This is a genomic window from Fulvitalea axinellae (assembly GCF_036492835.1).
GTDB lineage: Bacteria > Bacteroidota > Bacteroidia > Cytophagales > Cyclobacteriaceae > Fulvitalea > Fulvitalea axinellae.
In genome coordinates, this window is the sequence record NZ_AP025314.1 from 3,772,308 (window position 1) to 3,787,219 (window position 14,912).

At 52.0% G+C, this 14,912-nt stretch carries 8 protein-coding genes; 4 read left to right on the top strand and 4 right to left on the bottom strand.

The genetic code is table 11. The annotated features are described in order from the left end of the window. Positions 1-9: 9 nt before the first annotated feature. Positions 10-1,302 (bottom strand): c-type cytochrome, encoded by a 1,293-nt coding sequence (locus AABK39_RS14295; RefSeq protein WP_338394692.1) that lies wholly within the window; start codon positions 1,300-1,302, stop codon positions 10-12. Positions 1,303-1,884: 582 nt separating this feature from the next. Here AABK39_RS14295 and AABK39_RS14300 point away from each other — a divergent pair. The 3 genes from AABK39_RS14300 to AABK39_RS14310 all read left to right on the top strand — a co-directional run bounded on the left by AABK39_RS14300 (position 1,885) and on the right by AABK39_RS14310 (position 7,635). Beyond that, positions 1,885-4,155 (top strand): aconitate hydratase, encoded by a 2,271-nt coding sequence (locus AABK39_RS14300; protein WP_338392020.1) that lies wholly within the window; start codon positions 1,885-1,887, stop codon positions 4,153-4,155. A gap of 98 nt (positions 4,156-4,253) precedes the next feature. Then, positions 4,254-5,402, top strand: a complete 1,149-nt coding sequence (locus AABK39_RS14305; protein ID WP_338392021.1) for a hypothetical protein — start codon at positions 4,254-4,256, stop codon at positions 5,400-5,402. 220 nt (positions 5,403-5,622) lie between these two features. Then, entirely contained in the window at positions 5,623-7,635 is a 2,013-nt protein-coding gene (locus AABK39_RS14310) for a beta-L-arabinofuranosidase domain-containing protein (protein ID WP_338392022.1), read from the top strand. A 744-nt stretch (positions 7,636-8,379) separates the two neighbouring features. On the opposite strand, the gene AABK39_RS14315 is transcribed toward AABK39_RS14310, so the two are convergent. From AABK39_RS14315 to AABK39_RS14325, 3 genes are all read right to left on the bottom strand, one after another. Continuing rightward, positions 8,380-11,076: an alpha-L-rhamnosidase-related protein gene (locus AABK39_RS14315; protein ID WP_338392023.1), complete on the bottom strand. Its 2,697-nt coding sequence runs from the start codon at positions 11,074-11,076 to the stop codon at positions 8,380-8,382. A gap of 265 nt (positions 11,077-11,341) precedes the next feature. Continuing rightward, positions 11,342-11,692 (bottom strand): translation initiation factor, encoded by a 351-nt coding sequence (locus AABK39_RS14320; RefSeq protein WP_338392024.1) that lies wholly within the window; start codon positions 11,690-11,692, stop codon positions 11,342-11,344. Positions 11,693-11,778: 86 nt separating this feature from the next. After that, the gene (locus AABK39_RS14325; protein ID WP_338392025.1) at positions 11,779-13,563 is read right to left on the bottom strand and encodes an ABC transporter ATP-binding protein; all 1,785 of its coding nucleotides are present in this window, start codon (positions 13,561-13,563) and stop codon (positions 11,779-11,781) included. 150 nt (positions 13,564-13,713) lie between these two features. Here AABK39_RS14325 and AABK39_RS14330 point away from each other — a divergent pair, with 150 nt between their 5' ends. After that, complete coding sequence (locus tag AABK39_RS14330) at positions 13,714-14,814, top strand: Glu/Leu/Phe/Val dehydrogenase dimerization domain-containing protein (protein ID WP_338392026.1); 1,101 nt, start codon at positions 13,714-13,716, stop codon at positions 14,812-14,814. Positions 14,815-14,912: the final 98 nt, after the last annotated feature.

The following is a 14,912-nucleotide window of genomic DNA, read 5'->3' on the forward strand; positions in this document are numbered from 1 at the left end:
CGTAATAGATTAATAGTGACACTTAGAGCACTCCAAACCGCCGGCGTCGCTCACGGTCATGGCTTTCTTCTTGCCGTTGGCCTTGTTGTGCGCAGCTACGAGTTTGTCGTAATAAGCGTTACCCTCGGCGTTGACTTTAGTCTCGCGGTGACAGCTGATACACCAGCCCATGGTCAGGTTATTGTGCTGGCGCACAACAGCCATTTCCTCGATTGGGCCGTGGCAAGTCTGGCACTCGATTCCGCCCACTTTCACGTGCTGCGAGTGGTTGAAGTAAGCCAAGTCTGGAAGGTTATGTACACGTACCCATTCGATAGGCTTCTGGTTGGGTCCGTAAGTCTTGGTGTCTTTGTTGTAATCCAAAGCGGCGTAAATCTTCGCGATCTCTTTCGAGTCGGTCTTTACAGAACTGTGGCAGTTCATACAGATGTTGGCCGAAGGGATATTGGCGTTTTTACTCTTGGTAACGCCGGTGTGGCAGTAGTTGCAATCGATTTCGTACTGTCCCGCATGGATTTCGTGAGAGAATGCGATCGGTTGTTTTGGAGCGTAACCGGTCTGCACACCTACCTGGAAAAGTCCGTCGAGAACGGTCTTTGTTACAATGGCAACGAACAACAGAGTAGAAAAGGCAACCACTGGCTTGCTGAACAAAGCAGCTCGCAAGTTGAAGCGTTGGTTAACAATCTCCTTCTCGTCTTCGGCCAAGTCGTCTTTTTGGTTCAAGTACTTGGTCAGCACATTGACAATCAAGGCTAACACTACGAGAATCAGCACCAAGATCACCAAGTTGACGACCAAAATGATGGTCACCATCCCGGAATCGGTACCGGCTCCGGCCGAAACGGCCTCTCCTCCAGCGCCTGGAACGGCTACGGGAGCTTCGGCTACGGGTGTTTTCGTTGATTCGTCGTCAATGTAAGCGATCAGGGCGTTAAGCTCCTCGGGCGAGAAGTCGTGAGACGGCATTTCCAGCTTCCCAAACTTCTCGTAAATCCCTACGGCGTACTTGTCGCCGCTCTGGATCACTTTCTGGGAATTGAGAATGAAAGCCTTCACCCAATCCGGCTTCTGCCGTTTGGTTACGTCTTTCAGCGCTGGGCCTACAACCTGCTCGTGCACAGCGTGACACTGCGCGCAGTTGTCCTCAAAAAGCTTCTTCCCCCCAGCCAGAAGGGCCGGATCCGGGGCACTACTCGCCGCGTCCTGCCCGTACGCCCGGACGCCCCCAAGGAGCCCCCAAACGATCCCCAGCAGCATAGCTACTTGCGAGCAACGAGTGGTAATTTTTTTCAAAAACATCATACTCTGTTTTTCAAGCGTTGAGTTATCGGGTCTTACTCTAAATTCAGTGGAAACAAATCTAACATGCCCCTTTTTCAATTCATAATGTAAGTTTTTCTCAGGATTGGACATGATGTTTGTCATAAGTTTGATTGATTCAAGTAACCCACTACAAACCAGACACTTAAATAAAAAAGTATGATTTCAATCAGTAATTTAGAATAGTTATAAATTGATTGAAAACAGCCTAAATTCCATTATTTGAGGGTTTTTGACTCAACGCCACTTACCCGCCTCCTCACCAACCGTAACCCTAAGTCTCCTTTTCCGTAATCCTCTCAGAAGGAAGCTGAAAATAGCCACTTAAGGCTCCGTTTTTTTAGCTTCACAAAGGTATTTTTATCCACATAACCCTTCCCCTCCCCGCCTTCCGCAATCGTTTTCGAAACCCAAGCCCATAAGACTCAAAAACTTAGATTTCCTATCACAATTTGTAAAACTTATTTATAATAAGTATAAATTATCGCAACAAAAGCGAAGATTCAATGCGTGTTTTATAATTTTATACGAGAAATAAACAGCAAACCAAAACCAGCAAACATGACCTTTGACATTGAAATGATCAAGGCGGTTTACGGACGCATGCCCGAGCGAATAGCGGCGGCCAGAAAGTCCCTAGGCAAACCTCTTTCCCTAACAGAAAAAATCCTTTACACTCACTTGCACCAAGGGGCGACAGACAAAGCCTTTGTACGTGGCGAGGATTATGTAGACTTCGCGCCGGACCGCGTGGCCATGCAAGACGCCACCGCCCAGATGGCTTTGCTCCAATTCATGCAAGCTGGACGTAAGAAAGCGGCCGTTCCTTCAACGGTTCACTGCGATCACCTTATCCAGGCCAAAGTAGGGGCCGAAAAAGATTTGGCTTTCGCCAAAGACAACTCATCCGAAGTGTTCGACTTTTTGGGGTCAGTTTCCAACAAATACGGTATCGGTTTCTGGAAGCCTGGCGCAGGCATCATCCACCAAGTGGTTTTGGAAAACTACGCTTTCCCCGGCGGAATGATGATCGGCACCGACTCGCACACCGTTAACGCTGGCGGACTCGGTATGGTAGCCGTTGGTGTAGGTGGCGCCGACGCTGTGGACGTGATGGCCGGAATGCCTTGGGAACTTAAATTCCCGAAACTGATCGGCGTTAAGCTGACCGGAAAGCTCAACGGCTGGACAGCACCTAAAGACATTATCCTGAAAGTAGCCGGTATCCTGACCGTGAAAGGCGGAACAGGCTGCATCGTCGAGTATTTCGGCGAAGGAGCGAAATCGCTTTCGGCCACAGGAAAAGGCACCATCTGTAATATGGGCGCCGAAATCGGAGCAACCACCTCCACTTTCGGTTATGACGAGTCGATGTACCGTTACTTGGTAGCCACCGGTCGCCAAGACGTTGCCGACTTGGCCAACGGAGTAGCCGAGCACCTCACCGGCGACGCAGAAGTGTACGCCGAGCCTGAAAAATATTTCGACCAGGTTATCGAGATCAACCTCGACGAGCTAGAGCCGCACGTAAACGGACCTTTCACTCCGGACCGCGCCACTCCTATCTCAGAGATGAAAGCCGAAGCCGAGAAAAACGGCTGGCCATTGGACGTTGAGTGGGGACTTATCGGTTCTTGTACCAACTCTTCGTACGAAGATTTGGCCCGCGCCGCGTCTATCGCCAAGCAGGCTGTGGACAAAGGATTGGCTACTAAAGCCGAATTCGGCATTAACCCGGGTTCCGAGCAGGTTCGCTACACCGCCGACCGCGACGGATTACTGGACATCTTCACGGATCTCGACGCCAAGATATTCACCAACGCTTGCGGACCTTGTATCGGGCAGTGGGCTCGCGAAGGCGCCGACAAGCAGGAGAAAAACTCTATCGTTCACTCGTTCAACCGTAACTTCGCCAAGCGCGCCGACGGCAACCCGAACACGCATGCGTTTGTCGCTTCTCCGGAAATGGTTGCGGCCATCGCCATCTCGGGCAACTTGGGCTTCAACCCAATCACCGACACGCTGACCAACAAAAACGGCGAGCAAGTGAAACTCGACGCCCCTGTAGGCGACGAGTTGCCGGCGAAAGGTTTCGCTGTTGAGGACAACGGCTACGAAGCGCCTGCCGAAGACGGAAGCGGTGTGGAAGTAATCGTAAAAGACGACTCTGAGCGTCTTCAGTTGCTCTCTCCATTCAAGCCATGGGACGGGAAAAACATCACCGGCGCCAAGCTTCTTATCAAGGCCAAAGGCAAGTGTACCACCGACCACATCTCTATGGCAGGACCTTGGTTGCGCTTCCGCGGACACTTGGACAACATCGCCAACAACACCCTCACCGGTGCGGTAAACGCCTACAATGACGCCACCAACTTGGTGAAAAACCAAATCACTGGCGAGTACGGCGAGCTTCCGGCCACTCAGCGCGAGTACAAAGCCACCGGCATCCCGACCATCGTGGTGGGCGACTCTAACTACGGCGAGGGATCGTCGCGTGAGCACGCGGCCATGCAGCCACGCCACTTGGGTGTTTGCGCGGTATTGGTGAAATCTTTCGCCCGTATCCACGAGACGAACCTCAAGAAGCAAGGTATGCTCGGTTTGACTTTCGCCGACGAGGCCGACTACGATAAGATTCAGGAAAACGACACTTTCGACTTCCTCGATCTTGACCAATTCGCTCCGGGCAAACCGTTGACTATCCGCGTCAACCACGCCGACGGAACCAGCGAGGACATCGTAGCGAACCACACTTACAACGAGAACCAAATCGAGTGGTTCAAAGCCGGATCGGCCCTGAACTTGATCAAGCAACAGCAAGCCGCAGTTTAATCTTAGGCAAAGCGAAAAATACACTAAAGCCGGCCCCAACAATCGGGGCCGGCTTTAGTATTTATAGGAGGTGTTGGTCAGCGGACGCCTTATCGCATATGCCTATCTTCGACACATACAAAAAACGGGACACATCCAGAGCCATGGCCGGACCGGCAGGCAGAGCACTCAACCCTCCGGGAGTGCCGATCCAAGCCCTTATGGACAAGGAAACTTTTTTACGCCGCTTTCGGCAAGTGGGCCGAGGAACGCCGAATGCCGAAACGATCAACGAAATCAGCGACCAAATTGCCAGTTTGCTCAAGCACTTTCACGCACCCGGGCAAGAGACCAAGACAGGCGACGAAGACAAACAATACTCCTTTCTCCAAAACATCGACCACCTTATATATAAGTGGGCAAGGCTTTCGGAGATCCCGAAAAGCAAAATGAGAAGCCACCCAAACTTGGCGCTTATGTTCGACTTAATGGACGAAGTAGCTGACGAGAGACGGGCATTGCTCAAAAAGTTTACGGGCCGTTTGGGACCTACACAACTTCCTTTCTCCGAATTCCTTCGAGCGTGGCCCGTACCGCATCAAGGACTTAAAGCGTTCCACTCACAGGGCCAAAGGTTTTACGAAAAGGTATTGGAATCCAATATCTTGGACAGCACACTAAGAGGATCCCCCATCTCACTACAAAACGAAGCGTCCCCAGCCACTCCGGCCACCGCTGACGACACCCCGGCGCACAAGAACTTCGACATGACGGGATTCGCTCTTATCCACCAGCTAATACAGTTACCAGCCGGCAGGGACATACTCGAAGAACTTATGGAAATAGAACGGGTAGACCGCAAAAAAGCGGACGTAGTCCCTACCCTAATGGAAATCAACGGCATAACGCCCGACGCCGAATACAGCTCGCCTTGGGTCGAATTAGAAAACTACGGCCAAAAAGAACACGGGCTGTCCACTTATAAAATGACCGTAGACTCCCGCATGCGCTCCGGCGACTTTATGGTAAACGCGGGCATGCGCCCTGGCTTGTTCTCCGACACTCAGCTCGTTTCGCTCTACCCTACGGTTTTGCAACACGCGCTCGCCGTTACCAGCGCATTAGCCCGCAGACGAGGCCTAACGGATGACTCCACCATCGCGCCATATGTCATGGGCAAAGAAAACGCCCTGCGCCGGGACATGGGGCTCCCCGAACGCTCCGACTACGATTTCCATCAGTTGGTCAAACGCCAGCCCGAAGAATAAAACCACGATTCCAAACACCGGGGGCATTTCGTCAGCCCGACGGGCATCCCAAAACACGGGGCAATAAAACAAACGAGCATTAGACCGTTTTTTCGGCAAATACAGTCCACGTTCCGCCAAGCGCATCGATTCTCCCTCCCGCAGGTTTTAATATCGCTACTGGCCATTCCCGCCGTTTCGGCGCTTTTGGGCCATCTTTTTACCAACTAAACACGGAACGATGAACAGAACCGTACTTTCCATTTTGGCGATACTCTTCGTTACGCAAACCGCCTTTGCGCAGCGCAACCGCCACTATATCACTAACCAAAGCCCTTTGCTCCCGCAAAAATACACGGCCCTACCCATAGGAACCATCCAGCCCGAAGGCCAGCTCCGCAAAATGCTGGAAATACAGCGCGACGGACTCACCGGCAACCTCGACGAAGTGTACGAAGTGGTCTGCGGTGACAACAACGGCTGGCTAGGCGGTACAGGCGACGGCTGGGAACGCGGACCTTACTGGCTCGACGGCCTGGTGCCCGTAGCCTATATCCTCAACGACCAGAACCTCAAGGACAAAGCCCAGAAGTGGATCGAGTGGAGCATCAACAACCAATTGCCCAACGGAAACTTCGGGCCGCAACCGTTGGAAAAAGGGTATAAGAAGATCGAGGGAACACAACAGGGCAAGCGCGAAGACTGGTGGCCCAAGATGGTTATGCTCAAGGTCCTTCAGCAATATTACTCGGCCACGGGCGACGAGCGTGTGATCACGCTTATGAGCAACTACTTCAAGTACATGCTCAAGGAACTCCCCTCCCGTCCGCTGGGGCACTACACCTTTTGGGGCAACCGCCGTGGCGCCGACAATCTGGCCGTGGTCTACTGGCTTTATAACATCACCAAAGACAAAGACCTGCTAAAACTCGGCAAGCTGATCCACCAACAGACTTTCGACTGGACTACCGCCTTTACCGACAACCGCCTGCGCAACCAGAACCCGTACGCCAACCTCCACTGCGTAAACGTGGCCCAAGGCCTGAAAGCTCCCGTCGTCTATTACCAGCAAAGCAAGGACAAGCGCCACCTGCACGCGCCGAAAGAGGGACTGAAGGCCCTTCGCGACGGCCATGGATTCGTAAACGGCATGTACGGTGGCGACGAACACCTGCACGGCAACTCGCCCACACAGGGCTCGGAACTCTGCTCGGCCACCGAGATGATGTTCTCCTTCGAGAGCATGCTCCCCGTAACCGGCGACGTTTACTACGCCGACTACCTCGAAAAAATCGCATACAACGTGCTCCCGACCCAGCACAACGATGACTTTACGGCCAAACAATACTTCCAGCAGGCCAACCAGGTTCAGGTTACGGACGATTCGCGCAACTTCTACAACGACCACAACGGGCGCCTTATCTACGGCACCACCACCGGCTATCCCTGCTGCCTCACCAACATGCACCAAGGCTGGCCCAAGTTCGTACAGAACCTCTGGTACGCCACGCCCGACAACGGACTGGCCGCGCTCGTCTACGGTCCTTCCACCGTCAGCGCCAAGGTGGGCAAAGGCACCGAAGTAAGCTTCCGCGAGACCACCACCTACCCGTTCTCCGACCAGATCGCATTCGAATACCTCACCGACGCCACCGTACAATTCCCCCTTCACCTGCGTGTACCGCAGTGGTGCAAGGCGCCCGAAGTCCGCGTCAACGGACAACTGGCGAATATATCGCCCGAGGGGAATATCATCAAACTTAAGCGCGCTTGGAAAAAAGGCGACAAAGTAACGCTCAAGCTCCCTATGGAAGTGCGCCTCTCGCGTTGGTACGAAAAATCTGTCGGAGTGGAGCGCGGACCGCTCGTTTACGCCCTCAAGGTAAAAGAGGACTGGACCCAAGTGAAAAAAAACAAAGGCTTTCTCGGCAAGGCCGGATACGAGGACCCGTTCTGGGAAGTGCGCCCGCTCTCGCCATGGAACTACGCCCTGCGCCACAGGGTAAAGGCCAGCGATTTCCGCTTTGAGGACTCAAAGAAAAATCCCGACATGCCTTGGAACCTCCAAAACGCCCCCGTCAGCCTAAAGGTAAAAGCCAAACGCATTGAAGGCTGGACATTGCAGAATCATTCGGCGGGAAAACTCCCCTCGCGCACTTGGCCGACACGCTTTCCCCGTGGCGAGGAAAAAGAAATTGAGCTGATCCCTTACGGTTGCACCACCCTTCGCGTGTCCGAATTCCCTGTTTGGTAACCACCCCGGACAACGCATAATCATTAAGACTGACACAGGGCGAAAGCCTTATGTCAGTCTTAATTTTTCACTAAACTCACAGCGGTTTTCCAAATTCAAAAGCCTCATGATTTCCACAGGAACTGGCGCTTGATTTAACCCGCACGTCTCATTGTTTTTGCTCGTACCGTTGATCGTTTTCGATCATACGTCTCATTATTTTTATTCGTACGTCTGATTGTTTTTACTCATACGTCTCATCTTTTTTAATCGCACTACTATTCTTTTTCGATTGAACGTCTCATTCCATTTATTCAAACTGTAGATTGTACCCAGCCATACGTTTGAATATTTTCAATCAGACTGTCGATCTCTTTTATCGAGACTTTCCAACTGCCTCGAACCCACTTTTATCGCATTCAACCGCGCCTTCATTTTTCCCTTTGGGGAATAACAAACATCCGGAAAGCAAATAAAAAGGAATACCAATCACCTATATAGGCCCAATCTATTTCCCCCTCCGGGAAATATGAAAAGCATTGGCCAATAATCCGGTCAGATGTAATGGGAAAAAGATTTTCAAACTGAAAAAACAAGACTACAACAGTCAGAATTCGGCGGGCGAAACCGCTGTTTATGGCCAGCCCCTACCCTCCCCAACATGTTTTTCCCCTAAAAAAAGAAGTCCCGAGGCCTGATGGCCACGGGACAAGTTAAAGTGCAGTATGTAATAGAAGAGGGGCGGAGTATGGTTGCCCTTTGTCTTTATTTCATCGTCGTAAGCCTCAGGTAATCGAGCATGGCGGTGTTGATATCCACGTTCATGTTCTCGTTCCAAGACTCGAAGCGCAGGCTGAGTTTGTGCGAACCTTTCTTCAGGTCCACTACCACGCCGTTGCTAAAGTGCCACTCGCTCCATGAGCCCACGCCCATCTGAGGCATAACCACGGCTCCCGCCAAGTCTTTATCGACGAAGAGTGAGCGGATGGCGCATTTGTTCTCGGTGTTGATCGGTCCGCTACCGTTCGAGTAACGGAAATCGACACGGTATCGGCCAGACTCAGGCACGCGAACCTTGAAGGTCACCTTGCGGTGTTTCTCTTTGGTCAGCTCCACGAAGCCTTTGCCGGTGTATCCTTTATAATGTTCTTTGGAGCGTTTGGCCACGCTCTCGGCTTGGTAGATCTCCACACCGCCCTTGGCCACCACGTCAATCGGCGCGCTCAGGAACGACACGAAGCCTTTGGCGCCATGCGTCCGGACTTGGTACTGGGCCAAATCGCGGGCGGGAGCGTCTACCGCTACCGAAGTCCCTTTTACTTTTTTCACGGGCTCGCCGTCCTTGAACAGCTCGTAAGCCACGGCGCCTTCCACAGCTTTCCAGCTGAGTTTGCCGTTTGCGTAAGTCACTTTCGGAGCGAATGGCGAGAATTCGTTAGGCACGAGGTTCTCCTTGCCTTTGGCCGTAATCACGCCGTCCAACACGATTTCGACTTTGTGCTTACCGCGAAGGTGAGCAGGAATCTCGGCCGCTTCGACTTCCTTGCCGTCCAGCTTAAAGGACTTGATGGTGTTGCCGTAACCCGTCATCGTGATATCCAACACGGCACGGCGGTACGGGAATCCTTTCAGCTCGCGACGTCCGGCGTAGGCCTCGGGCACTACAGGGCGGAAAGACAGCTTGGTTGGCTCAAGACGCATTCCGTAGAACACGCGGTAGACCATGGCCAAGTTGCCGGCCACGCTCCAAAGCTGGCGGTCGGAGTTGATTTGGGTATCTTTGTAGTCGCCGTTCTGCGCCACGAAGTTCTCCTTATTGGTAAGGAACAAGGCGGCGGGGCGGTAAATGGAGGCCAAACCGTGTTCGAGAGCAGTGTAGTTGCCCGTCTCGGCTGCGGCCCAGTTCCAGTAAGCCTGTACAAACGGCCAGATACCGTTGTTGTGGTAAGGCGGAATGCCCGGAATCTGCGGATAGAGGCAAGGCGCGCCGTAAGGCACCATCGGGGTGTTTTCCACCACTTGCTTGGCCCGGTCGGCGTCGGCGATGCCGAACATCACGGCAAAAGCGGCTCCTAACGATTCAGATCTAGGCTCCAAGCTCATGTACTCACGCCCGTAGCGGTAGATTCCGTAGTAATTCTTATCGGCCAACCACAGTTTGTCGTTGATGGCTTGCTTGATGATTTTGGCTTGGGTGCGGTACGCGTCCGGCTTTTCGCCCAACAGCACGGCCATCTCGGCCAAGATCTCGTAAGTACGGAAATGTACGGCGTTGGTGCCCAGACACTCCGATTCGTAAATATCAGTGCCCTGCATCCACAGCGGATACTCCTGCTCACGCCAATCCAGGAAAGAGGACTCTCCCCTACGCAGTCCGGATTCGCCCACGATCACTTTTTCGTCGTCGGCCACAGACTTGCGGATGATGTCGTATGATTCCTTGAGCCAACCGCGGTCGCCCGTGGATTTGTACACCTCGTAAGCGGCCAAGGCCCAAGTGGTACGGTCAGTAGAAACGGGCCACGCTCCACCCGAGCCGGTATCTTGGATAATGCGTCCGCGCTTAACCTTGCGCATCAGGCTGGTCTTGGCTACGCGGGGCTCTATCATGGCATACGAGAGCAGGATGCTGTAGCTGACGTCGCGCGTCCATACGCCCGCCCACTCTTTGCCGGTACGGAAGGTTCCGTCGGCTTCGGTGTCCATTACGGTTTCGTCAAGCGAAAGATTGTAAAGGGCGTCCACCAGCGGTTGTTCCGACTTGTATTGCGGAAATTTGGAGATATCGTTATGCGGAGTCCAAACCCTTTCGGCCGGTCTTTCGCTTTGCGGGTTCATCGTAAGGGCAAGCTCATAGATGCCGTCGCCGTTTTTGTCGGTCAGCATTCTGTCTTTCTTGCCCTGCAGATCATTGAAGTCCCAATCAAGCGGAGCGATGTTGCCCGCCACGTATACTCCTTTGAAGTCTTTTTTCTTAATCTTCCTCCCGTCGTAGGTTTCATAGTAGCCTTTCTTCTCGAAGCTCTCCAACACGCCCCTCATATCCAGCTTCAATACGATAGGCGTATTCGGCTTAAGGTCTTTCTGCATTGGGGCGATCAGGGTCTTTTCCTTCTCGCTAAGTTTCCCGAACACAAAAACGGGAGCGTCGGAGGCGTTGTCACCGTCTTTAGGGATCAGAAACTTGTGGTCTTCGCCCGGTGCGGCCTCGTTGTCAACGCCGTTAATGGCGAACTTAAACGCCAACAGGCGGGTACGAAGATCGATGGACGGACTAACGTAATCTGACCGGATTTCGTCGGGCGTTACGGCTTTGGCCTCAAACTCGCCCTGCTCCACACGGTCAGGATATACGGCAAACTCTTTCGATTTGTAAAGCGCCTCTTCTCCGCCCTTCTTCGGACCCGAACAGGCCGCCAATCCCAAAAAACAACTGGCAATAATCTGGATTCGTCTTCTCATAACAATTTACTCCTTAGCGGACCGGAAATACCGCCACCGGACAACTGCCCGGCAAAAAACTGAACCAACACCCCAAGGAAGCGCATAGTTGATGTTTTTCCTACCGGCCCACAAAAAACAGGACCGATTATCACCGAAAACGTTTTCACAAATCGACAATATTACTCTCTACACAAAAAAAGACACTATGAAAAAAGAAAGCCTAGACACAAAAAAAGCGCCCCAATACTGAGCGCTCCAATGCTTTTGACTGAATAACGAGGGGTTATCCGCCAGACTTCTTGGCCTTGTATCCAGCTTTGGTCAGCAAGTCCATCACTTTATCCCTGTGATCGCCCTGCACTATGATCTCTTTGTCCTTCACGGCACCGCCCACTCCACACTTCGACTTGAGCATTTTGCCCAAATCTTTGGCATCGTCATCAGTTCCTACAAAACCCGTAACCAACGTCACGGCCTTACCTCCGCGCTGTTTGCGGTCGAGCTGTACACGCAGGTTTTGTTGCTGGGGCGGAAGGGTTTCTTCGGCTTCCTCGTTACCATAGTCGTATTCAAAGTCCGGATCAGTGGAATACACCACGCCCGAAAGCTTCTTCCATTGTTTCTTCTTGGCCATATCGCTTGTCTTTTCTTTTCTTTTCTTTTCTTTTCAAAACCCGAAAATACGGCTTCGGGCGCTCATAATCCGATTTATTTCACGGATCAAGCCGTTTCTTCCTTACTCAGCTGTTTATTGTACAGTTCCTTGTACACGCCGTTCATCGCCAGAAGCTCCTCGTTACTGCCTTGCTCTATCAGCTTGCCGTCTTCCAACACGATGATCTTATCGGCCAACTTGGCGCTGGACACCCTGTGAGAAATCACCACGCAAGTTTTGCCTTTCATCACTTCCCTGAGGTTTCTCAAGATCGTATCCTCGGTTTTGGTATCCACAGCCGAAAGGGCGTCGTCCATAATCAAGATCCTCGGGTCGCCGACAATCGCCCTTGCGATGGAGAGACGCTGTTTCTGTCCGCCCGAGAGCGTTACGCCACGCTCGCCAAGCACCGTCTCGTAACCTTCCGGAAAGTCGGCCACATTATCGTGCAGGTCAGTGCGTTTGGCCGCTTCCACCACTTCCTCAAGGCTCTTGGTCTCATCACCAAAAGCAATATTGTTACGGATGGAATCAGAGAAAAGGAAAACGTCCTGTGGCACATAGCCGATATTTCCGCGCAGAAAACGAACATCGTAGTCAGACACCGTCCGCCCGTCGATCAGCACTTCGCCCGAAGTGACATCGTAAAGCCTCGTTATCAAATTGGCCACTGTACTTTTGCCAGATCCCGTAGTGCCGATCACGGCCAAAGTCTCGCCCGGCTTCACATCAAAGCTAACACCGTCCAAAGCGCGGATTCCCGAATCGGGATAATCGAATTGTACGTTTCGGAAAGTGATCTGGCCATTAACCGGCTCTTTGATCGATTTCTCCGAGATAATATCGTTTTCGGTAGAAAGGAACTCGTTGATCCTTTTTTGCGAAGCCGCGGCGCGTTGAATAATACTCGTGACCCAACCCAATGAAGTCACTGGCCAAGTCAGCATATTCACATAAATTACAAACTCCGCCACGTTACCGAAAGTCAGGTTGCCCGCAATCACTTCGGCACTCCCTACATACACGGTAATCACGGTGCTCAGACCGATCAATCCCATAATAAGCGGAAAGAACAAAGCGTGGACTTTGGCCAACTTCAGCGAACGGTGGCGATATTCGTTGCTTTCCTCCCCAAACTTGTTCAGCGATTCCAGTTCGCGAGCAAAAGACTTGATCACCCTAATTCCAGAAAAGGCTTCTTGGGTAAAGGTGGAAAGGTTGGAAAGTTGCCCCTGAATGGCCTCGGATCTTCGGTTGATAATATTGTTGACAAAATAGATACTCAGCGAAAGAACCGGCAAGGGCGCCAAGGCGAAAAGCGTCAGTTTCAGGTTGATTGAAACCATGTAAGGAATCAGCATCGCAAAGAGCACAAACAGGTTCAATCCGTACATCACACCCGGCCCTATGTACATCCGGACACGGCTAACGTCCTCACTAATCCGGGCCATCAGGTCACCCGTGCTATTGACCTTGTAAAACGAAAGCGGAAGACCTTGGTAATGAATGTATATCTCGTTCTTAAGATCGAACTCAATATGGCGGGAAACCGCTATAATTGTTTGCCTTACCAGAAACAGAAACACACCCCTCAGAATCGTCACCGCCAAGAGTAAAATACCGTAGAAAATAATGCCTTTTTGAACTGTCGAAAGATAATTATCCGCCAAAGAAAGGCCGTCGAAGGCTTTATAGAGCGAAATATTGTCAACAACAAGATTCAGTGCGTCGCGCACCAGTCTACCGGGAAGTATTTGGAAAAACGTGGAAACCACAATAAAAAATACTCCGGCCAAAAGCCTAAACTTATATTTCCTAAAGTATTGGTTGATATGTCGTAACTCTCTCACGGGTTGGAATAACGTATATTGCGGGAAATGGTTCCCCTTATATTAGCCTAGGTTTTGAAATCTGCTCGGATTTCGGATAGTTTTGCGTACTTTCGTCATTACGCGTTAGGATTTCCTCGCAAAGATAGGATATTCAAAACCACTTGGACTATGCACACGACAGAATTAACCCAACCCAAGTCACTTAACGTTTTCGAAGAGGCCGCGCAAATGGGCCACGAGCAAATCGTTTACTGCCACGACGAGCACACAGGCCTTAAGGCCATTATCGGGATACACGACACCACCCTAGGTCCCGCACTCGGAGGCACGCGTTTTTGGCACTATGAGTCTGAGCAAGAAGCTTTGGTAGACGTAATGCGCCTTTCGAGAGGCATGACGTTCAAATCGGCCATTTCGGGGATGAACCTCGGTGGTGGCAAAGCCGTTATCATCGGCGACGCCCGCAAGCTAAAGAACGAAATGTTGCTTCGTCGCTTCGGTAAGTTTGTGGAGAGCCTTTCGGGCAAATACGTAACCGCCGAAGACGTGAACATGAGCCCGCAGGACATGGAGTACATCTCTATGGAGACAAAGCACTGCTGCGGACTTCCCGAATACTTGGGAGGCGGAGGAAACCCCTCGCCTGTAACAGCCTACGGCGTATACGTAGGAATGAAATCAGCCGCCAAACACGCTTTCGGTTCCGAGAGTCTGGAAGGCAAAAAGGTAGCCGTACAGGGCGCCGGTAGCGTCGCCACTTACCTGATCGAGCATTTGGTAAAGGAAAAGGCACAGGTTTACGTATCGGATATCGACGAAGCCAAACTCGCCCACGTTTCGAAAGAATACGGCGCAACCGTAGTTGGCCTTGACGAAATCTACGAAACCGACGCCGAAATCTACGCTCCTTGCGCACTTGGAGCCACGGTCAACGACGAAACTATCGAGAAACTGAACTGCGCGGTAATCGCCGGAGGCGCTAACAACCAGCTCCTCGACGAAGCCAAGCACGGACGTATACTCCGGGAAAAAGGCATCGTTTACGCCCCGGACTTCCTGATCAACGCCGGCGGCGTTATCAAAGTGGGTATCGACTACCTTGACAGCTTCAATATGGACAGGGTAATGGCCATGACGGATCGTATCTACGACACTTGCTCAAGCATCCTTAAGCAAGCTGACGAAGAGAACATCCCGACACAGGAAGCGGCCATCCGCGCGGCCATGAAGCGCATCAACGATGCGAAAGCACTCAAAGCAAGCTTCTAACCAATCCGGGATTCCCGGGTTTAGCAAATATTGCCGACAAAAAAACGGACGGCAAAACGCTGAACGATAACAGACAGCATCGGGAGGGAAACGCATAA